This is a genomic window from Rhizobium sp. CFBP 13644 (assembly GCF_014842165.1).
Classification (GTDB): Bacteria; Pseudomonadota; Alphaproteobacteria; order Rhizobiales; family Rhizobiaceae; genus Agrobacterium; species Agrobacterium tumefaciens_C.
Genome location: NZ_JACYVF010000004.1, coordinates 322,064 through 341,602, shown reverse-complemented (window position 1 = coordinate 341,602; position 19,539 = coordinate 322,064). Strand labels below are relative to the sequence as shown.

20 protein-coding genes and 1 riboswitch are annotated in these 19,539 nt (G+C 58.1%); of the genes, 12 read left to right on the top strand and 8 right to left on the bottom strand.

What is annotated here, in order from left to right:
• Positions 1-32 precede the first annotated feature (32 nt).
• Positions 33-602 carry an elongation factor P gene (efp, locus tag IFT53_RS14030; protein WP_042620118.1) on the bottom strand — a complete coding sequence of 190 codons (570 nt, stop codon included), beginning with the start codon at positions 600-602 and terminating at the stop codon, positions 33-35.
• A 248-nt stretch (positions 603-850) separates the two neighbouring features.
• Here efp and epmA point away from each other — a divergent pair, with 248 nt between their 5' ends.
• From epmA to IFT53_RS14015, 3 genes are all read left to right on the top strand, one after another.
• Positions 851-1,915, top strand: coding sequence for an EF-P lysine aminoacylase EpmA (gene epmA / locus IFT53_RS14025; RefSeq protein WP_192065469.1), 1,065 nt, complete (start codon positions 851-853; stop codon positions 1,913-1,915).
• Positions 1,912-2,964 (top strand): lysine-2,3-aminomutase-like protein, encoded by a 1,053-nt coding sequence (locus IFT53_RS14020; RefSeq protein ID WP_192065467.1) that lies wholly within the window; start codon positions 1,912-1,914, stop codon positions 2,962-2,964. The genes epmA and IFT53_RS14020 overlap by 4 nt, the downstream gene beginning before the upstream one ends.
• Before the next feature lie 380 nt (positions 2,965-3,344).
• Positions 3,345-3,536: a hypothetical protein gene (locus IFT53_RS14015; protein WP_192065465.1), complete on the top strand. Its 192-nt coding sequence runs from the start codon at positions 3,345-3,347 to the stop codon at positions 3,534-3,536.
• A 67-nt stretch (positions 3,537-3,603) separates the two neighbouring features.
• On the opposite strand, the gene IFT53_RS14010 is transcribed toward IFT53_RS14015, so the two are convergent.
• A complete protein-coding gene (locus IFT53_RS14010; protein ID WP_042620128.1) occupies positions 3,604-3,840 on the bottom strand; it encodes an Lrp/AsnC ligand binding domain-containing protein in 237 nt (78 codons plus the stop codon).
• A gap of 238 nt (positions 3,841-4,078) precedes the next feature.
• Between IFT53_RS14010 and IFT53_RS14005 the strand changes: the two genes are divergently transcribed.
• The 4 genes from IFT53_RS14005 to modC all read left to right on the top strand — a co-directional run bounded on the left by IFT53_RS14005 (position 4,079) and on the right by modC (position 8,110).
• Positions 4,079-5,362 carry an NAD(P)/FAD-dependent oxidoreductase gene (locus IFT53_RS14005; protein WP_192065463.1) on the top strand — a complete coding sequence of 428 codons (1,284 nt, stop codon included), beginning with the start codon at positions 4,079-4,081 and terminating at the stop codon, positions 5,360-5,362.
• Positions 5,363-5,492: 130 nt separating this feature from the next.
• Positions 5,493-6,281 (top strand): molybdate ABC transporter substrate-binding protein, encoded by a 789-nt coding sequence (modA, locus tag IFT53_RS14000; protein ID WP_192065514.1) that lies wholly within the window; start codon positions 5,493-5,495, stop codon positions 6,279-6,281.
• 54 nt (positions 6,282-6,335) lie between these two features.
• Complete coding sequence (gene modB / locus IFT53_RS13995; RefSeq protein WP_192065461.1) at positions 6,336-7,037, top strand: molybdate ABC transporter permease subunit; 702 nt, start codon at positions 6,336-6,338, stop codon at positions 7,035-7,037.
• Positions 7,034-8,110 (top strand): molybdenum ABC transporter ATP-binding protein, encoded by a 1,077-nt coding sequence (gene modC, locus IFT53_RS13990; protein WP_192065459.1) that lies wholly within the window; start codon positions 7,034-7,036, stop codon positions 8,108-8,110. The genes modB and modC overlap by 4 nt, the downstream gene beginning before the upstream one ends.
• On the opposite strand, the gene IFT53_RS13985 is transcribed toward modC, so the two are convergent.
• From IFT53_RS13985 to thiC, 6 genes are read right to left on the bottom strand one after another with little or no spacing between them, the layout of a single operon-like run.
• Positions 8,104-8,469: a winged helix-turn-helix domain-containing protein gene (locus IFT53_RS13985; protein ID WP_192065457.1), complete on the bottom strand. Its 366-nt coding sequence runs from the start codon at positions 8,467-8,469 to the stop codon at positions 8,104-8,106. The genes modC and IFT53_RS13985 overlap by 7 nt on opposite strands.
• Positions 8,466-9,464 (bottom strand): P1 family peptidase, encoded by a 999-nt coding sequence (locus tag IFT53_RS13980; RefSeq protein WP_192065455.1) that lies wholly within the window; start codon positions 9,462-9,464, stop codon positions 8,466-8,468. The genes IFT53_RS13985 and IFT53_RS13980 overlap by 4 nt, the downstream gene beginning before the upstream one ends.
• Positions 9,465-9,522: 58 nt before the next feature.
• On the bottom strand, positions 9,523-10,296 hold the full coding sequence (locus IFT53_RS13975; protein ID WP_192065454.1) for a thiazole synthase: 774 nt from the start codon (positions 10,294-10,296) through the stop codon (positions 9,523-9,525).
• 3 nt (positions 10,297-10,299) lie between these two features.
• Complete coding sequence (gene thiS, locus IFT53_RS13970) at positions 10,300-10,497, bottom strand: sulfur carrier protein ThiS (protein WP_192065452.1); 198 nt, start codon at positions 10,495-10,497, stop codon at positions 10,300-10,302.
• Entirely contained in the window at positions 10,466-11,461 is a 996-nt protein-coding gene (gene thiO, locus IFT53_RS13965; RefSeq protein WP_192065450.1) for a glycine oxidase ThiO, read from the bottom strand. The genes thiS and thiO overlap by 32 nt, the downstream gene beginning before the upstream one ends.
• A 1-nt stretch (position 11,462) precedes the next feature.
• Positions 11,463-13,286 (bottom strand): phosphomethylpyrimidine synthase ThiC, encoded by a 1,824-nt coding sequence (gene thiC / locus IFT53_RS13960; protein ID WP_192065449.1) that lies wholly within the window; start codon positions 13,284-13,286, stop codon positions 11,463-11,465.
• 104 nt (positions 13,287-13,390) lie between these two features.
• Positions 13,391-13,502: riboswitch (TPP riboswitch) on the bottom strand.
• A gap of 167 nt (positions 13,503-13,669) precedes the next feature.
• Here thiC and IFT53_RS13955 point away from each other — a divergent pair.
• From IFT53_RS13955 to IFT53_RS13935, 5 genes are read left to right on the top strand one after another with little or no spacing between them, the layout of a single operon-like run.
• Complete coding sequence (locus IFT53_RS13955) at positions 13,670-13,921, top strand: acyl carrier protein (RefSeq protein ID WP_192065447.1); 252 nt, start codon at positions 13,670-13,672, stop codon at positions 13,919-13,921.
• Positions 13,921-15,102 carry an acyl-CoA dehydrogenase family protein gene (locus IFT53_RS13950; RefSeq protein ID WP_192065446.1) on the top strand — a complete coding sequence of 394 codons (1,182 nt, stop codon included), beginning with the start codon at positions 13,921-13,923 and terminating at the stop codon, positions 15,100-15,102. The genes IFT53_RS13955 and IFT53_RS13950 overlap by 1 nt, the downstream gene beginning before the upstream one ends.
• A 4-nt stretch (positions 15,103-15,106) precedes the next feature.
• Entirely contained in the window at positions 15,107-16,015 is a 909-nt protein-coding gene (locus tag IFT53_RS13945) for an amino acid--[acyl-carrier-protein] ligase (RefSeq protein WP_192065444.1), read from the top strand.
• Positions 16,016-16,022: 7 nt separating this feature from the next.
• On the top strand, positions 16,023-17,009 hold the full coding sequence (locus IFT53_RS13940; RefSeq protein WP_192065442.1) for a DUF1839 family protein: 987 nt from the start codon (positions 16,023-16,025) through the stop codon (positions 17,007-17,009).
• Between the two features lie 14 nt (positions 17,010-17,023).
• On the top strand, positions 17,024-19,471 hold the full coding sequence (locus IFT53_RS13935; protein WP_192065512.1) for a glycoside hydrolase family 2 protein: 2,448 nt from the start codon (positions 17,024-17,026) through the stop codon (positions 19,469-19,471).
• Positions 19,472-19,539 lie beyond the last annotated feature (68 nt).

Genomic DNA, 19,539 nt, shown 5'->3' with positions numbered 1-19,539 from the left:
GCTTTTGCAGAACAGAGTGATGGCTGAGAAGATCAGTTCTTCGCGCGCTCGACGTAGGAATTGTCTTCAGTCGCGATGACAACGCGAATGCCAGCGTCGATATGCGGCGGCACCATGGTGCGGATACCGTTGGACAGCATAGCAGGCTTGTAGGACGACGAAGCAGTCTGGCCCTTGACGACCGGCTCGGTTTCCATGATTTCAAGTGTCACGTGGCGCGGCAGGATGACGGCCAGCGGAATGCCTTCATGGATGGACAGAACACAGGTCATGCCTTCCTGAAGATAGGCCTTCTGCTCGCCCATCGTTTCAGTATCCACGACGACCTGATCGTAGTTTTCAGGGTTCATGAAGTGGAAGCCTTCGCCGTCTTCATAAAGGAACTGGAAGTTGAGGTCTTCAACGAAAGCGCGCTCGACCTGCTCGGTGGTGCGCCAGCGTTCGGCAACCTTCACACCGTCAGAGATGCGGCGCATATCGACCTGCGTCACCGGGGTACCCTTGCCAGGGTGGAAGTTATTGGCGTTGAGAACGACGTAAAGTTTGCCATCAACGTCGATGACATTGCCCTTGCGCACGGATGAGGCGATAACCTTGACCATAGGATTTCCTTGTAACTCAATGAAATGCGTCGTAAAGGACCGCGCGGCTGCATCGACCCGATGGACGTTTTGTGTGTTTTATGGGGCGCAACTACCCTAAATTCGGGACAAAGGCCAGCCTTCTAGAGCATTCAAGCGAAACTGCGGTGCGGTTTTCCGATGATTCAAGAGAACCGAGGCCACCGAAGTGCCGCAACAGCGCATTTTCCTCTGCTCCGCGAAAGAAACAACCGTGAAGAAGACCGCGAATGGGTAACAGCCTCGACACGACCTCTCCCTGGTGGACACCGGATGTTCATAGCGATCGCCGGCCCTTTCTGCTTGGCCGCAACGCCATTCAGGCCGCATTTCGCGGTTTCTTCGCCAAAAATGATTTCATCGAGGTCGATACGGCCACGTTGCAGGTTTCTCCCGGCAACGAAGCGCACCTTCACGCTTTTGCCACAACCGGGATCACGACCAGCGCAGAACACGCTCCTCTTTATCTGCACACATCGCCGGAATTTGCCTGCAAGAAACTGCTGGCGGCGGGCGAGCCGCGCATCGCCTGTTTTGCCCATGTCTACCGCAACCGCGAACGTGGCCCCCTCCATCATCCCGAATTCACCATGCTGGAATGGTATCGGGCTGGCGAAACCTATGAAACATTGATGCGGGATAGCGCGCAATTGCTGGGCCTTGCCGCAGAGACCGCAAAGACGAAAACATTCCGCTACCGCAATAGTGAGGTCGATCCTTTCCTTGAACCGGAGCGCATCAGTGTTGCCGAGGCCTTTTCGCGGTATGCGCAGATTGATCTTCTGGCGACGGTTGCGGCAACGGGCGAAACCGACCGTGACCATCTCGCGGCCCTTGCGGTATCCTCTGGCATCCGCATTTCCCATGACGATAGCTGGGCCGACATCTTCAGCCGGGTGATTGTTGAGCGGGTCGAGCCGCAGCTTGGCTTTGGCCGAGCGACAATTCTTGACGAATACCCCACCAGCGAAGCAGCACTTGCGCGGCGCTCACCCGGCGATAGCCGCGTGGCAGAGCGTTTCGAGCTCTATGCCTGCGGCGTGGAACTGGCCAATGCCTTTGGTGAACTGACCGACGCTGCCGAACAAAGACTGCGCTTTGAAGCCGAGATGCGCGAAAAACAACGCATCTATGGTGAAACATACCCGATAGACGAAGACTTTCTGGCAGCCTTGGCCGCGATGCCGCAAGCCAGCGGCATCGCGCTTGGTTTTGACCGGCTGGTCATGCTGGCCACGGGCGCGCCACGCATCGATCTCGTCATGTGGGCACCCGTTGCGGCTTACGGCTCATGACGGTGCGCAGCCTCAAATCGGCAGCCGATCTGCTGGCAGCAGGTCTGGTGGACGAGGTGGAGCTTGAACGCATTCGCCCGGTCGAGGAACGTTACGCCATCGCAGTCACACCCGACATGGCTGCGCTGATTGACAAGACGGACAAGCTTGATCCGATCGGACTGCAATTCCTTCCAAGCGAAAAAGAGCTTCTCAGCACCCCGGAAGAGCGCGCCGACCCGATTGGTGATGAAGCCCACAGCCCCGTCCACGGCATTGTGCATCGTTACCCGGACCGCGTGCTGTTGAAGGCGGTCCATATCTGCCCGGTCTATTGCCGCTTCTGCTTCCGCCGCGAAATGGTGGGGCCGCAGGGCAATGGCACCATGACGGGTGATGAGCTGGAAACCGCGCTGTCCTACATCGCCGAGCACAAGGAAATCTGGGAGGTGATTCTCACCGGCGGCGACCCGCTGGTGCTGTCTCCCCGCAGGCTTGCCACCATCATGGAGGGTCTCAAAGCGATCAGCCAGGTCAAAATCGTGCGCTTTCACACCCGTGTTCCCGTGGTTGATCCCAAGCGTGTTGATGCAGAGCTGGTCGAAGCGCTGAAATCCAGTGGCAAGACGACCTATGTCGCGCTTCACGCCAACCATGCCCGTGAATTCACGGCAGATGCACGGGCGGCATGCGCAAGGCTGGTCGATGCTGGCATTGCCATGATCAGCCAAACAGTTCTGCTCAAGGGCATCAATGACGATCCCGCCGTTCTGGCAGATCTCATGCGCGCCTTCGTGGAAGCGCGTGTCAAACCCTATTATCTCCACCATCCCGATCTTGCGCCGGGCACCAGCCACTTCCGGCTGGATGTGGAAGAGGGGCAGAGAATCGTCGCTGCGCTGCGCGGGCGCATATCAGGCCTGTGCCAGCCAACCTATGTTCTGGATATTCCCGGCGGCCACGGAAAAGCCGTCATCAGTCACACTGCGGTCGCGAAACATGCCGATGGTTGCTACACAGTCTCTGATTTCAACGGAAACGATCATGCCTACCCGCCGTCCGGCGCGTGATGACATCCAAAAATCGCGGTTTTCCGGGGCCTTGACCAAATGGGCCAAAAGAAACAAAAATTTCACAATTCCGCCCCCGTCCTGTCATCATAAAGAAAAATATTCTACCTATATTGATCTTCATTGATTACGCCACTGATCTGGAGTATCAGTTCTTTCTGTTGGAGAGTGATTCTCCACCATGTCCAGATCAGCATCAGAGCAGGGAGAGTGTCATGTCTTACTTGAAACGCATCGCCGCAATCCTTGACCTAGGGTTTGCCTGGTCCGGCCGCACAGTGATGTGTTCCCGCTGCTGTCGAATGTGACCTAACAGTCATCCACTCTTTCAAATTCGATTCGACGAAATGCTGTGACGAGCCACGGCGGGAGTATGTATTATGCAAAGACAAGTTATTGAATTCGCGGGTGAGCCGGTTGGTATTGTTGTGCCGGACGAGAACCGCCTGAAGTTTATCGCTGTAAAATTCCACGTGCATGACCTTGACGACCAGCGCTTCGACAGCGCCGATGACGTGCGTGTTGCCATCAGCAACCTCGTGCGCAACCGCACAGTCGCGGCAATGGTCTGAAACAGCCACCTCGGTTGATGCGAAAAAAGGCGTTGCTCCCCAGGGGAACAACGCCTTTTTTTCGTCTTCAGAACGCCGTGAAAGTCAGCGTCGTCAGCGAGCGCACGATGCCGGGAATGCTGACGATGTTCTCATTGATGAACTTGCCGGGATCCTGTTCCGGCGACAGATAAATCTTCAACAGAAGATCATACTCTCCACTGGTGGAGTAAAGCTCGGAAACCAGTTCCGTCTTGTAGATGGCATCGGCAACTTCATAGGTCTTGCCGGGTGTGCACTGAAGCTGAACGAAAATGGGCTTCATTATTTCTTTCCCGTCATCAATTGATGTGAGCGCCTCGGCGCAATCCTTCACGTGAGACCACTATTGGCCGAGCCGGGCGCAGGTTTCAAGCCTGACCATCATTCCCATTGCAATCTCGCCTTCATATTCGTGCCCGGCATGACATGATGACGAGATGTCGGTTTTCACAGTGTCACGGCGTCTGTAAGCTGGCCGTTGCGACATGCGCATAAACCATCTGCTTCCTTGGGGCACTTCAATGTACAACGATCCTCGCTCTCACGGCCTATGGGAAAAGACAGCGCCTGAACCGCCGGTGACAAGCAGACTCGAAACGCGCGAGACTGCCGATGTCGTCGTGGTGGGCGCAGGCTTTACCGGCCTGTCGGCTGCCCTGCATCTGGCAGAACGCGGCATCCGCGTCATCGTTGTCGAGGCCAAGTCCATTGGCTTTGGCGGTGCGGGCCGCAATGTCGGCCTCATCAATGGTGGAATGTGGGTCATGCCCAAGGAGCTGCCTGATGTACTAGGCCCCGTTTATGGCGAGCGGTTGCTCGACCTCCTGGGCAACGCGCCCTTTGTCGTCAGAGATGTCATCGGCAGGCACGATATTTCCTGCGAACTTGAAACGAATGGAACACTGCACTGCGCCGTTGGCGAAAAGGGGCTGGCCGAGGTGCGCGAACGGTGCGCCCAGTGGGCGGCAAGAGGCGCTCCCGTGCGGGTTCTGGATGCGCAGGAAACAGCGGCCCGTGTCGGCTCAAACGCCTATAGCGGCGCTTTGCTGGACGAGCGCGCCGGAACCTTGCAGCCGCTAGCCTATGTGCGCGGCCTTGCAATGGCCGCGCAGAAGGCTGGTGTGACGATCTACACGGAAAGCCCTGTTATTGCCTGTGATGCAGATGGCGATGGCTGGGCGGTCAAAACGGCGCAAGGCAGCGTGGGGGCGGATTGGGTCATCGTGGCGACCGAGGCTTACAGCACCGGACCGTGGAATATCATCCGCGAAGAGCAGGTCTATCTGCCCTATTTCAATTTCGCCACACGCCCCCTTGGCGATAATGTGCGAAAGACCATTCTGCCAAACCGTGAAGGCTGCTGGGATACCAAAGAGATCCTGTCATCCTTCCGCATGGATCAGGCCGGACGGCTTGTGTTCGGCAGCGTCGGATCCCTGCGCAACACCGGAACCGCCGTGCACCGAGCATGGGCCAAACGGTCTCTCGCACGGCTGTTTCCGCAATTGGGCGATATTGATTTCGAATGCGAATGGTACGGCCAGATCGGCATGACCGACAATGCCGTGCCGCGCTTTCACAAATTCGCAAAAAACATCGTCGGTTTCTGTGGCTATAACGGGCGTGGCATCGCGCCGGGTACCGTTTTCGGCAAGACGCTGGCGGCCCATGTCGCGGATGACATCAGCGAGGACGATCTTCCGCTGCCGGTCACCGTGCCGAAAGCGCAGAGCCTGCGGGTTCTGAAAGAAGCCTATTACGAAGCTGGCGCTCAAGTCGCCCATTTCACCGGGGAACGGTTCTAGAACCTGCTTTTACAGCGTAAAATGATCTACAGTCCTTCGCGAGGATCGATATATCCTTGAAAACATAACGGATGGCGCTTAAGTGGGCTTATTCCAGCGTTTCTCGAAAACAGGGTGTATGGCCATGGGAATGTCCCGGCGTGTTCTCGCCAGAAAAACACTTGCGACCCTTTTTAGCGCGTGGCTCATCGCTGCTGGGCTTTCAGGCACGGCGATGGCGCAGGAAAAGCTCACTGTATTTGCCGCAGCCAGCATGAAGAATGCGCTGGATGCCGCCAATGCTGAATGGACAAAAAAGACCGGAATCTCGGTCACGGCATCCTATGCCGCAAGCTCAGCGCTGGCAAAGCAGATTGAAGCGGGCGCCCCTGCCGATCTTTTCATATCGGCCGATCTGGCGTGGATGGATTATGTGGAAGGCAAAAAGCTTATCCGTGCGGACAGCCGGACCAATCTTTTCGGCAACCAACTGGTGCTGATCGCACCATCCGATCAGGCGACACAGGTGAAGATCGAACCGGGTTTCGATCTTGGCCAGCGTCTGGGTGAAAACAAGCTGGCCATGGGGGCGGTTGAAACCGTTCCCGCCGGAAAATATGGCAAAGGTGCGCTTGAAAAGCTCGGCATATGGCCTTCCGTCGAGAACAAAGTCGCAGGCGCCGAAAGCGTCCGCGCCGCCCTCCTCCTCGTTTCACGCGGCGAAGCACCCTATGGCATTGTCTATCAGACCGATGCCGCCGCCGATCCCGGCGTTGCAATCGTCGGCACGTTTCCCACAGATAGCCACGATCCCATCATTTATCCCGCAGCCATTCTAGCAGACTCGAAAAAATCCGCCGCACAGGGCTACCTCGATTTTCTGAAATCCTCAGCAGCCGCTCCCTTCTTTGAAAAGCAGGGCTTTACGATTGTGAAGTAAGGTCTGATATCAGGGCCGTTTGAGCGGGACCGTGGAACCAGCAGGAATGGCAGAGTGGACTTGATATCGCTTACCCCGGAAGAATGGACGGCCATTCGTTTGAGCCTCTGGGTCTCAACCATTGCCATGCTGGCCAGCCTTCCCTTCGGCATTGCGACAGCCTATGCCTTGGCGCGTGGGAAGTTCTGGGGAAAATCCATTCTGAACGGCATTGTCCACCTACCGCTTATCCTGCCGCCTGTCGTCACAGGCTTTGTTCTTCTCATTCTGTTCGGGCGCAGGGGCGTGATCGGCCAGTTTCTCGATCAGTCTTTCGGTATCGTCTTTTCCTTTCGCTGGACGGGTGCGGCTCTCGCCTGCGCTGTCATGGCGTTTCCGCTGATGGTCCGCTCGATCCGCCTTTCGATTGAAGCCGTGGACCGCAAGCTGGAGGAAGCTGCGGGCACGCTGGGCGCAAGCCCGCTCTGGGTGTTTCTGACGGTGACTTTGCCGCTGACGCTACCCGGCATCATTGCCGGAATGATCCTGGCCTTTGCCAAGGCGATGGGAGAATTCGGCGCGACGATTACCTTCGTGTCCAACATCCCCGGTGAAACACAGACACTCTCTGCTGCCATCTACACCTTCACGCAGGTGCCGGGCGGTGATGCGGGCGCGCTGCGGCTGACAGTCGTCGCCATCGCAATTTCCATGCTTGCCTTGCTGGCCTCTGAATTTCTGGCGCGATGGATCGGCAAGAAGGTCAGCGCCGAATGACCCTTCACCTCGACATCGAACACAGGTTTGGCGCCTTTACCTTGGAAGCAAAGCTCAGCGCTGGAACCGGCGTTACCGCCCTGTTTGGCCGTTCCGGATCCGGCAAGACCTCTCTTGTCAGGATCATAGCGGGCTTGACCAAACCACAACGCGGGCTGGTGGAACTGGATGGCGAAGTGCTGGCCGATAGCGCGCGACACATATGCATTCCCTGCCACAAGCGCCGCTTCGGCTATGTCTTTCAGGAAGCACGACTGTTTCCGCATCTCACTGTCGAGCAAAACCTGCATTATGGCCGCTGGTTTTCCGGTGCGTCGGCAAAGCCTGCTGAAAGTGCAGACATCATTGAGATGCTGGGCATGGGCCACCTGTTGAAACGCCGTCCGGAAAATCTCTCCGGTGGTGAAAAGCAGCGCGTCTCCATTGGCCGTGCACTTCTTTGCTCGCCGCGCCTGCTGTTGATGGATGAACCTCTGGCGGCGCTTGATGAAGCCCGCAAGGCGGAGATCATTCCCTATCTGGAGCGATTGCGGGACGAGACGAAAATCCCGATCATCTATGTCAGCCATTCGATCACCGAAGTCTCGCGTCTGGCAGACCGGATTGTGGTGTTGAAAAACGGGCGCGTGGAGATCGATGGTCCCGCCGCAACCATTCTCTCGCGCCCGGCCTTCAGCACCCACCTTGAGCGCCGCGAAGCGGGCAGCATTCTCTCAGGCACCATCGAGGCTTTTGACAGGGAGCATGGTCTTGCCACCCTTCGCCTCACCAGCAAGGCCTTGCAGGTGCCGACACAATGGGCCGACGTGGGCAGGGCCGTTCGTGTTCACATTCCAGCGCGGGACGTCATGCTAGCGACCGTGAGGCCGGAGGGCCTCAGCGCACTCAACATTTTGGAAGGCTCCATTGCTGAGATCATGCCCGCATCCGACGGCATGGTCATGGTCCAGACGGATTGCGGCGGCGATATCATCCAGTCGCGCATCACGCAGCTTTCGGTGGAACGGCTGCGGCTTGAAGCCGGGATGCCGATCTTTGTCATCGTCAAATCGGCAGCATTCGATCCCTATTGAGGTGCCTCACGGCGATTGGCTTCCAGCCACTCCATATCGGCTTTCAGAGCATCAACGACACGCTGCTCCATATCCCGGCAGCGGCCCAAGAGCTCTTCGCCAAAAGGCGTCAAGCCTGCGCCGCCGCCCTGCTTGCCGCCCCGCTGAGATTCGATGACTGGCTGATGGAACATGTGGTTCAGCGCATCCACCAGCAGCCAGGCACGGCGGTAGGACATGTCCATGGCCCGGCCAGCGGCGGAAATCGAACCCGTTGATACAATCAGCTCCATCAGTTGGATCTTGCCGCGTCCGAGACGGTCATCAGGCGGAAAATCGATGCGCAAGACGGGTTTCAATGGAGCCTTCCTTTCGCTCATCTTGGATCAGCTCCGAAGCGGTCCTTCCAGGATCTTTGCGCACCGTCATGAGGCAGTGCCGTGGCTTCAAACACACCACGTGCGATGGCGCGCGCCATGACGAGGGTTGCCAGATGGCACAGTTCAAGAAAATCGGCTGGCCCGGTCAAGGCTTTGCGGCCAGTCGCTGCCGCAAACATGGTGTCACCATCGCTGGACAGATGGGATGGCAGAACGGCGCGCGCCAGACCGGTATGGGCCATGATGGAGAGGCGATGCGCTTGCGCTTTTGAGAGGACGGCATCGGTCACCACAGCACCGATTGTGGTGGCGGTCAGCGTCACGCCCTTGATCTGCATGGCAACGTCGGCATCCGTAAAGGCTGGCGGCATGCCAAGCCCCCCAAACTCGTTACCACTCTCAAAAGGTGCCGCCCAGAAATGATCGCCGCTTCCAACAGTGGCAGAGCCGAGCGCATTGACGGCAACGATGGCCGCAATTCTGTGGCCGGATGAGGTGACCGCGCTGGCGGAGCCCAAGCCACCCTTGACCGTCGCGGTGGTTGCGCCGGTTCCTGCGCCAATGGTGCCAAGCGCAAAGGGCGCCTTTGATGCCGCCTTGAAGGCCGAATAGCCCATGTCGCGGTAAGGGGAATGCAGACCCCAATCCTTGTTTCCGCCATTCAGAAGATCCATCAGGATGGCTTGCGGCACGATGGGAACACGGGTTGGGCCGACCGCAAAACCCCGGCCAAGCTCCCGCAATCCGGATTGAACACCGCCCGCCGCATCCAGCCCGAAAGCGGACCCGCCGGACAGAACGAAAGCATCCACGGTCTCAACCGTCATGGAAGGATCGAGAAGTGCTGTATCCCGACCGCCGGGCGCACCACCCAGAATGGAGCCGGATGCAATGGCCGGTTCATCGAAGACAATGGCGGTGACGCCAGATCCCAGAGCAAGATCCGTTGCATGGCCAACCGCCACGCCATCAATATCATTCAGAAGATTGTGCAAGAGCGGGACCCTCCATGGTTCTCTCGGTATCCCGCCCTTGCCCCCTCCTGTCAACGCATCACGAAAACACTGCTGTTCCAATAACGGGTGTCGATGGAACCGCCATGTCGCGCGGCTCAAGCAGACCTGACAGAAAGCCTTCCCGCCCCGCCGCAACAGCCTTCGCAAAGGCCCCTGCCATGATGACGGGGTTGCCGGCACCCGCCACCGCCGTGTTCAAAAGCACGGCATCATAACCCAGCTCCATGACGGCAGTTGCGTGGGAGGGGCGACCGAGCCCTGCATCCACGATAATCGGCACATCTGGAAAATGGGCGCGCATGGAGCGCAGTGCCGTGATGTTCAGCGGTCCCATCGCACTGCCAATCGGCGCGCACCATGGCATCAGCACCTTGCATCCAGCGTCAACAAGCTTTTCGGCCACGACAAGATCGTCCGTGGTGTAAGGGAACACATCAAACCCGTCATCCACCAGAATGCGCGCCGCCTCGACCAAGGCGAAGACATCCGGTTGCAGCGTATCGTGATGGCCGATCACTTCAAGCTTGATCCAGTTGGTCTTGAAGACCTCGCGTGCCATTTTCGCCGTCAGTACCGCTTCCTTGGCCGTATGGCATCCAGCCGTATTGGGCAGAACGAGGCGGTCCAGCTCGCGGATCATCTCGAAAAACTGCCCGCCGGTCTTGCCACCCGCCGTTTCCCGCCGCAGCGAAATCGTCAGAATATCCGTTCGGCTGGCGCGGACAGCATCCGCCAGAACCGAAGGTGACGGATAGCGCGCCGTGCCCAGAAGCAGTCTTGAGCTGACCTCACGTCCATAAAGCGTCAACATGTCTTATCCTCCCTGCATGGGTGAGAGAATTTCGATCCGGTCGAAATCCTTGAGATGGAAACCGTGCCTGTCTTCGGCATGGACCAGATCGCCATTGACCGCTGTCGCGAGCCAATCACCCTCAAAATCGAGGCTTGCCAGAAGCTGGGACAGGGTGTCGGCGCTGAGATCATGCTCTTGCCCATTGACGAGAATTTTCATGGGAAACCTCCTTATTCTCAAGACTATCTGCAGCCTTGATGGCCATGGCGGGTGAAAGCAGAAAGCCGTGGCGGTGGGCGCCATTGATGAACAGCGTATTTCCGCTGCGGGTGACGGACGGCAGATTGTCGGGAAAGGCGGGGCGGATGCCGGTGCCCGTCTCGACAATCTTGGCTTCCGCAAAAGACGGGTGGAGCGCATAGGCGGCGTTGAGAAACTCCATCATCGAGCGCACGGATATCGGCCCGGCATCCTCGGTTTCGATCATGGTCGCACCCACCATGAAACGCCCCGGCTCACGCGGCACGACATAGAGCGGGATGCGCGGATGCAGCAGACGCACGGGCCGGGAAAGCGCGATATCGGGAGTGGCAAGATAGAGCATTTCACCCCTGACACCACGAAGCTTCTCAAGCGTGCCGAGTTGGGCATGGCCGGTGCAATCGACAATCCTGTCAAATCCGGTCTCAGTGATTGGCTCGCCACCCAGATGAAAAGCAACACCCATCGAGATCAGCCGCTGCTGCAACGCCGCGAGGGCCAGTCTTGGATCAAGATGACCTTCGCGCTCGAAGAAAAGCCCATGCCGGAAGCGCCCGCCAAGATCGGGCTCCAATGCGGCAATCTCCTCCTCGTTGACGCTGCGATGCTGGCTCGTGCGCGCGGCAAACCGGGCAAGCTCCGATTTGTCGCGTGCCGGGGCAACCACCAGCGTGCCGTTTCGCACGACAAGACCCTGCGTTGCCTCATCCCACCAGTCCAACGCGGAAGACCCAAGCCGGATAACGGCCTCGTCGGCGCTTTCCCGTTCGCACCAGGGCGCCAGCATGCCACCGGCATACCAGGACGCACCGTGCCCCGCCTTCGCTGCGGTGTCATGGATATCAACCGAAAGACCGCGTCTGACCATTTCCAGAGCGGCCGTCAGTCCCATGACGCCCGCTCCTTTGACGAGAATACGCATCTCACTCACCGGCAACGGGCGTATCGAGCGGCATATAGAGGCTGCCACCCTGCTTGAACTTTTCCGCCATGGCCTCCAGACCTTCCTTCTGTGCCTCGGCCCTGATGTCATGGGAGATGCGCATCGAACAGAATTTGGGACCGCACATGGAGCAGAAATGCGCAACCTTATGCGCTTCCTTCGGCAAGGTCTCATCATGGAAGGACCGGGCCGTTTCCGGGTCCAGCGACAGGTTGAACTGATCCTCCCAGCGAAATTCGAAACGCGCGCGTGACAGCGCATTGTCGCGGATCTGCGCGGCGGGATGGCCCTTGGCAAGATCGGCGGCATGGGCGGCAATCTTGTAGGTAATCACACCCACCTTCACGTCGTTACGATCAGGCAGGCCCAGATGCTCCTTAGGCGTCACATAGCAAAGCATGGCGGTGCCGAACCAGCCGATCATCGCAGCCCCGATGCCTGACGTGATGTGGTCATAACCCGGCGCGATATCGGTCGTCAGCGGCCCAAGCGTGTAGAAGGGCGCTTCTCCGCAGACCTTCAGCTGCTTGTCCATGTTTTCCTTGATCTTGTGCATGGGCACATGACCCGGACCTTCGATCATCACCTGACAATCTTTCGCCCAGGCAATCTGCGTCAGCTCGCCCAGCGTTTCCAGCTCGGCAAATTGCGCGGCGTCATTGGCATCGGCAATCGAGCCCGGACGGAGACCATCGCCCAGCGAGAAGGACACATCATAGGCGCGGCAAATGTCGCAAATCTCTTCGAAATGCTCGTAGAGGAAGGATTCCTTATGGTGGTGCAGACACCACTTGGCCATGATCGAGCCGCCACGCGACACGATGCCAGTCACGCGGTTGACGGTCAGCGGAATGTAGTGCAATCGCACCCCGGCATGGATGGTGAAGTAATCGACGCCCTGCTCGGCCTGCTCGATCAGCGTATCGCGAAAAACCTCCCAAGTCAGGTCTTCGGCAATGCCACCCACCTTTTCCAGTGCCTGATAGAGCGGAACCGTTCCAATCGGCACCGGTGCGTTGCGGATGATCCATTCGCGGATGTTGTGAATGTTGCGACCGGTCGAAAGGTCCATCACCGTATCGCCACCCCAGCGGATCGCCCAGACCATCTTGTCGACCTCATCCGCCATGGATGATGTCACAGCGGAATTGCCGATATTGGCATTGATCTTGACGAGGAAATTACGACCGATAATCATCGGCTCGGCTTCCGGGTGGTTGATATTGGCCGGAATGATCGCCCGGCCTGCCGCAACTTCCTGCCGCACGAATTCCGGCGTGACGTAATCGGGAATGTGAGCGCCGAAACTTTCGCCATCTCGAACCAGCTTTTCCTTTGCGGCTTCGCGGCCAAGATTTTCGCGGATCGCGACGAACTCCATCTCTGGCGTGATGATGCCTGCCCGGGCATAGGCCAATTGCGTCACGGCCTTGCCGTCTTTCGCCCGCAGCGGCTGGTTTCGCACGGGAAACTCAGGTGTCAGCCTTTCGCCTGTCGCAAAGCCGTTATCCTCAGGTTTGACGTGTCTGCCCTCATAGGCCTCCACGTCCCCCCGTGCCACGGCCCAGGCGTGGCGAAGGCGCGGCAATCCACCTTCGATGTCGAGGATATGTTTGGGATCGGTGTAGGGGCCGGAAGCGTCATAGACCGTGACAGCCGGCTCACCCGCTGTGGGGTGAAGGGCAATTTCGCGCATGGGAACGCGGATATCAGGGTAAAGCACGCCTGCCCTGTGAACCTTGGTCGAGGCGGGAAGCGGACCGGTGGTGACTGTGGGGGTGATAGTCTTGGCAACAATGTTCATCGTGAGGCTCCAAAGCAAAAGAGTTGGAGACCCAGTTCGAGCATGAAAGACGAAAAACCACGGGCAAACGGATGTGTGACGTGATCCGTAGCAGCCAGGCTGCTGTCTGCGCGTGTGCACCGTCCCTACGCCAGTATGAACTGGATCAGGTTCAACGGGTCACTGCGCATCGTAGCAGTATCTCAGCCCCTTGACGGGACACCCCTGGTGAATGCGCCAATGAGAAACCCGTGAGCATGATTTGTCAAGGCGTTACCAAACCTGCGCCGAAATCAAACCTAGTCACGACAAATTAACCTAGCCGTTTATTCCAATTTTATTTTTTAAAGCGTAATTCCGATATTGAGCTATGATCGCGCTTACTCGACTGGAGACTACTTGAAATGAATTCAACTATTCGTGAAATACTCTCGAAATTCGGCCAACTTCCTGTTCCCGTTGATACAATTGTAGATGAAGCAGATCTTTACGCTGCGGGACTTTCTTCCTTTGCCTCGGTGCAGCTGATGCTCGGACTGGAAGATGCTTTTGATATCGAGTTTCCAGACAGCATGTTGAACCGTAAATCTTTCGCCAGCATTTCCGCAATCGAAGCGACCGTTAAAACCATTCTTGATGGGAAAGAGGCTGCCTGATGGACCTGTCCGTGGCCACAAGCGATGCAACGCTGTCCGTTAGAGCAACGCGCGTGGCCGCGATCGCTGCGCGCCACGCAGACGATGTCGACGCGGCAGGGCGCTTCCCAAAGGAAGGAATCGCAGCGCTTCGACAAGAGCGCCTGCTTGGCATTCAGGTTCCCGTCCATCTGGGCGGCGAAGGCGCAAGTCCGAGCGAAATCACCGATGTCTGCTGCACCCTGGGGCAGGCCTGCTCCGCGACAGCAATGATCTTTGCCATGCATCAGATCAAGGCATCGAGCCTTGTCGAGCATGGGGAAGACAGTGAATGGCACAGCGCCTTCATGCGCCGCATGGCCGATGAACAATTGTTGCTGGGTTCAGCCACAACAGAAGGCGGCATTGGCGGAAATCTGCGCAACTCGATCTGCGCGATTAACGTGGATGGCGAAGTTTGCCGTCTTGAGAAAGACGCGACAGTCATTTCCTACGGCAGCGAAGCCGATGCAATCCTGATCACCTCGCGCGCCCATGCCGATGCTGCGCCAACAGACCAGGTGATGACGGTGTTCCTGAAGCATCAGTACAGCCTTGAAAGAACCCATATCTGGAACACGCTCGGCATGCGTGGCACCTGCTCCGATGGCTTTCTTTTCAAGGGGCAAGCCCCGTCGCAACAGATTTTCCAGAAACCCTTTGCCGAAATTGCGGCGCAATCCATGCTGGCCACATCGCATCTTTTCTGGAGTGGTGTGTGGTACGGCATTGCGGCTGATGCTGTTGCCCGTGCCCAGGCTTTCGTTCGCGCAGCCGCCCGCAAATCGCCCGGTGTCGCGCCTCCGGGTGCAATTCGGCTGGCAGAGGTTTCCAACAAGCTGCAAATCGTCAAATCGAACATCATCGCTGGCCTCAAGGCCTACGACCAGACCAAGGACGACCCTGAGACACTCATGTCCATGGCCTTTGCCATCGCCATGAACAATGTGAAGATCTGCTCGTCCGAAACCATTCTGGAAATCATCAACCATGCCATGCTGATCTGCGGCATCATGGGATACAAAAACGGGACGCCTTACAGTCTCGGCAGACATTTACGCGATGCGCATTCAGCGCAGCTCATGATTTCAAACGACCGCATATTGGGCAATTCTGCCAATCTCCTGCTCGTTCAGAAGCAGGACATCAGCCTTTTGGGATAAGACCATGGACATGCAGACTTCCTTTCTCGATCGCCTGTTCGACAAAGGGCTTTTGATCGATACCGGCGTGGACGGCCTTTATGGTCGAAGCGGCCAGTTCGAAGACGTCATCGTTGCTTTCGAGCGGTTGATCGATAGGGTCGGTGGCCCTGACAAGGCCGAAGCCATTCGCTTCCCGCCCGGCATCAACCGCGCCTATTTCGAAAAAAGCGGCTACATGAAGAGCTTTCCGCAACTGGCCGGAACCGTGCATTCCTTTTGTGGCTGCGAGCTGGACCATGTCAGCCTGCTGAAAAGCATGGATGAAGGAACCGACTGGACCAAGGACCAGAAGGCAACGGACATCGTTCTGACACCGGCGGCCTGCTATCCGCTCTATCCGACGATTGCCAAGCGCGGCGCCCTTCCGGCAGCCGGTGGTCTATACGACATCCAGTCCTACTGCTTCCGCCATGAACCCTCCAAGGACCCTGCGCGCCAGCAGCTTTTCCGCATGCGTGAATATGTTCGCATGGGCACGGAAAGCGACGTCACGGAATTCCGCCAGTTGTGGATGGATCGCGGCGTGGAGATGATGGAGAAGGTCGGCCTCGACGTGAAAATCGACATTGCCAATGATCCCTTCTTCGGACGCGCAGGCAAGATGCTGGCCAACAACCAGCGTGACCAGAACCTGAAGTTTGAGCTGCTGATACCGGTCACCTCAACCGAAAATCTGACGGCCTGCATGAGCTTCAACTACCATCAGGACGCTTTCGGCGCGAAATGGGGCCTCAACCTCAGCGATGGCGCGGTGGCACACACGGCCTGTGTGGGCTTCGGCCTTGAGCGCATTGCGCTGGCGCTCTTTGCAAAACACGGTCTGGATGTGGACGCATGGCCGCAGCCAGTGCGCGATACGCTTTGGGGCTAAGGCTGGCATGACAAGCATTTTTCCGGCTCTGGACGCTGCACATCACGTTCCCCATCCGCTTCACTCACTGGAGCGGATGTGGCCGGAAACGAACTGCTATGTCGACCTGTGGATCGAGCTTCTGGCCGCCAGCGGATATGCGCCGGAAGCCATGCTCGGCTTCACCCTGACCCAGGATTTTGAAGGTGACCAGTTCACCTTCTTCAAGGTGCCACTGGAAGATCTCGACGCACTCTACGGCATCCGTGTCAGCGAGCTTGCGATTTTCGACAGGCTCGAAAACCACATTGCAGCACAGTTGCAGCGCGGCCGGATCTGCCTCATCGAGATGGACAGCTTCTACATGCCCGACACACAGGGTGTGGGATATCGCCAGGACCACGGCAAGACGACGGTTGCCATCAACCGGATGGACCTTGAGAACCGCAAGCTCGAATATTTTCACAATGGCGGCTATTTCGCGCTTCAGGATGACGATTTCTCAGGCATCTTCCAACACCATCTTGGAGATGCCGATCTGCCTTTTCTGCCCTACACGGAATTTGCCAAATTTCCCGAAGACCGTGTTTCAGAGGGAGAAACGCGCAAGGCCGCTGAACGGCTGCTAGCCCACCATTTCGCACGGCGTCCCAGACACAATCCCATCAAGGCGTTCGCGGCTGTCTTCCCCGCGCAGGTGGAAGAGGTTGCTGACAGGCCTTTCGGCTATTTCCACAAATATGCTTTCAACACGCTGCGCCAGTTCGGTGCCAATTTTGAACTGGCAGCCAGCCATCTGGAGTGGATGGGTGGAGACGCGCGGTTTGGCAAAGCGGGCGCGCACGCATTGCGCATATCGGAAGTGGCAAAGTCGGTGCAGTTCCAGCTTGCCCGGGCCATTGCCCGCCGCAAGTTCGAACCTCTTGCCACCGCTCTCGATCCCGCCATTGCCGCCTGGTATGATCTGATGGGGGAATTGGAGACGTCTCTGGCCAAAACAAGCGAGGCGGCGTGACAGCGCCATCCGCCATGGTCCACACCACTGAGGAGCTGCTGAGCGAGGGCTGGACCCTGACGCTGAGCGACAGTGGTGCCTACGAAACGCCCACCGATATTCCACCTGATATCGAGACCCTGTCAGCGCCCGTTCCCGGAACCGTCGCGCAGGCGCTGGAAAATATCGGGCAATTCGACAGGGACAAGCCAAGACCACTCAACGGCCATGACGCTTGGTACCGGATGACCTTGATCTGCGATCAAGCTGGCCCCGCCATTCTGCGCTTCCACGGTCTGGCAACCATTGCCGAGATTTTTATCAACGGCGAACGCGTCGCGCAGTCCGTCAGCATGTTCGAAGCGCTGGATGTTCCCTTCGCACTGACCGGCGCCGATGAAATCGCGGTCTGTTTCCGGGCTCTTGCGCCCCGTCTGGATAAGACCGGGCCGCGTGCTCGCTGGCGTCCGCAAATGATGAGCTCTCAAGGCCTGCGGCTGATCAGAACAACGGCGCTGGGCTACATGCCCGGCTGGTGCCCGGAGATCCACACTGTCGGCCCCTGGCGCGCCATTAGCCTCATAAGAGAGCCCGCTTTCGAAGTCCTGTCGCTGAAAACAGAGCTGAATGCCGATGGCACCGGTCTGCTGCGGGCAGCACTGCGCATCAACACACCAGCGTCAGCCGCCACCGTGACATGCAATGGCGTTACAACGACGCTCAATTCCCGTGAAGAGAACGTTTTCGAGGGCGCACTCAGCCTTCCCGATATCGCGCCATGGTGGCCCGCCACCCATGGCAACCCCACCCTTTTCGATGTACAGCTGAACATTGACGGGGAAACATATTCACTCGGCAAGACGGGCTTTCGCCGGGTCGAGATCGACAAGGGCGAGGACGGCAAGGGCTTTGGCCTGAAAATCAATGGCCAGCCGGTGTTTTGTCGCGGTGCGGTCTGGACCAACGCCGATATCGTGCGGCTGCCCGGACACCGAAAGGATTATGAACCCTGGCTGCGGCTGGCCGCGCGAGCGGGCATGAACATGATCCGCATTGGCGGCACCATGGCCTATGAGACCCCCGAATTCTTTCAACTTTGTGATGAACTCGGCCTGATGGTCTGGCAGGACATGATGCTAGCCAACTTCGATTACCCGGCAAAGGATGCTGCTTTCCTCGCCCATGTCGAGGCCGAAGTCAGCCAGCTGCTGTGTGCAACGAGCCTGTCACCGTCTCTTGTCGTCCTGTGCGGCGGCAGTGAAATGTACCAGCAAGCGGCCATGCTCGGCCTTTCCGAACAGTTCTGGAAAGGGCCGCTGACGGAAGAGATCTTGCCAGGCCATGTTGCGCGCCTGCGCCCCGATATCGTCTATGTTCCCAATTCGCCATTCGGTGGAGCACTGCCCTTTTTCCCGAATGCAGAGGTTGGCCACTACTACGGCGTGGGTGCCTATTGCAGACCGCTGGAGGATGCGCGCCGCGCAGATGTGCGGTTTGCGGCAGAGTGCCTGGCTTTCTCCAACGTACCCCAGCAACGCACGCTGGAAAAACATCTGCCGGCAAAACCTGTTCATGACCCCTTATGGAAAGCGCGCGTGCCGAGAGATCGCGGTGCCTCCTGGGATTTCGAGGATGTTCGCGACCATTACCTCAAGCTCCTCTACGACGTCGATCCGGCAACGATCCGCCGCGAGAACGTCGACATCTATCTTGATCTGTCGCGGGCAGTGACTGCGGAAGTCATGGAAGCCACATTTGCGGAATGGCGACGCGTGGGTTCGCGGTGCCGGGGCGCACTGGTCTGGACGCTGCAGGACCTGATGTCCGGTGCTGGCTGGGGTGTAATCGACCAGACGGGAGAGCCGAAATCAGCTTGGTACGGTCTCAAACGCGCATTCCGGCCTGTCCAGATCAGTCTCCTGGATGAAGGCACCAACGGGCTTGATATCCACCTCATCAATGAACGCCATGAGAGCATCGATGTCGACGTTGAGATCACCTGTCTGCGCGATGGAATTCAGCCCGTCGTGACCGGCAAACGCAGCCTCTCGCTTGCGTCACGCGACAGCACAGTTATCCCTGCGACCGACCTGTTCGGTGCGTTCTTCGACACGACCTATGCCTACCGTTTCGGCCCTCCATCCCACGATGTGACGGTCGCCAGATTGTTTGATCGCCTGTCGGGCGCGTTGATTGCGGATGCATTTCACTTTCCGTTGGGCAGGCGGCGTGCACAGCATCAGGCAGCACTACAGGCGACGGTCACGGAAGACGGCAATCGCCCTATCCTTCATATCACCACTGACCGGTTCGCGCAGTCGGTGCACATTCAAGCGGATGGCTTTCGTCCAGCAGATGACGGGTTTCACCTAAGCCCCGGACCGGGGCGCCACATCGAGCTGGTGCGATTGGATCCTGCACGGGAAGACATGGCCCACGGTGAAATTCGCTCTCTCGGCAGCAGCCACGTATTCCGTTTCTAGGGAATTGCGCTATAACGCGCTTATTCGAAAATACTTCTGCCTCGACGGGTCGCGCCCACCGGGGCGAC

Bases quoted from the DNA above. Each gene is read 5' to 3' on its own strand.
- efp (WP_042620118.1), bottom strand. From the start codon at position 602: ATGGTCAAGGTTATCGCCTCATCCGTGCGCAAGGGCAATGTCATCGAC.
- epmA (WP_192065469.1), top strand. From the start codon at position 851: ATGGGTAACAGCCTCGACACGACCTCTCCCTGGTGGACACCGGATGTT.
- IFT53_RS14020 (WP_192065467.1), top strand. From the start codon at position 1,912: ATGACGGTGCGCAGCCTCAAATCGGCAGCCGATCTGCTGGCAGCAGGT.
- IFT53_RS14015 (WP_192065465.1), top strand. From the start codon at position 3,345: ATGCAAAGACAAGTTATTGAATTCGCGGGTGAGCCGGTTGGTATTGTT.
- IFT53_RS14010 (WP_042620128.1), bottom strand. From the start codon at position 3,840: ATGAAGCCCATTTTCGTTCAGCTTCAGTGCACACCCGGCAAGACCTAT.
- IFT53_RS14005 (WP_192065463.1), top strand. From the start codon at position 4,079: ATGTACAACGATCCTCGCTCTCACGGCCTATGGGAAAAGACAGCGCCT.
- modA (WP_192065514.1), top strand. From the start codon at position 5,493: ATGTCCCGGCGTGTTCTCGCCAGAAAAACACTTGCGACCCTTTTTAGC.
- modC (WP_192065459.1), top strand. From the start codon at position 7,034: ATGACCCTTCACCTCGACATCGAACACAGGTTTGGCGCCTTTACCTTG.
- IFT53_RS13985 (WP_192065457.1), bottom strand. From the start codon at position 8,469: ATGAGCGAAAGGAAGGCTCCATTGAAACCCGTCTTGCGCATCGATTTT.
- IFT53_RS13975 (WP_192065454.1), bottom strand. From the start codon at position 10,296: ATGTTGACGCTTTATGGACGTGAGGTCAGCTCAAGACTGCTTCTGGGC.
- thiS (WP_192065452.1), bottom strand. From the start codon at position 10,497: ATGAAAATTCTCGTCAATGGGCAAGAGCATGATCTCAGCGCCGACACC.
- thiO (WP_192065450.1), bottom strand. From the start codon at position 11,461: ATGCGTATTCTCGTCAAAGGAGCGGGCGTCATGGGACTGACGGCCGCT.
- thiC (WP_192065449.1), bottom strand. From the start codon at position 13,286: ATGAACATTGTTGCCAAGACTATCACCCCCACAGTCACCACCGGTCCG.
- IFT53_RS13955 (WP_192065447.1), top strand. From the start codon at position 13,670: ATGAATTCAACTATTCGTGAAATACTCTCGAAATTCGGCCAACTTCCT.
- IFT53_RS13950 (WP_192065446.1), top strand. From the start codon at position 13,921: ATGGACCTGTCCGTGGCCACAAGCGATGCAACGCTGTCCGTTAGAGCA.
- IFT53_RS13945 (WP_192065444.1), top strand. From the start codon at position 15,107: ATGGACATGCAGACTTCCTTTCTCGATCGCCTGTTCGACAAAGGGCTT.
- IFT53_RS13940 (WP_192065442.1), top strand. From the start codon at position 16,023: ATGACAAGCATTTTTCCGGCTCTGGACGCTGCACATCACGTTCCCCAT.
- IFT53_RS13935 (WP_192065512.1), top strand. From the start codon at position 17,024: ATGGTCCACACCACTGAGGAGCTGCTGAGCGAGGGCTGGACCCTGACG.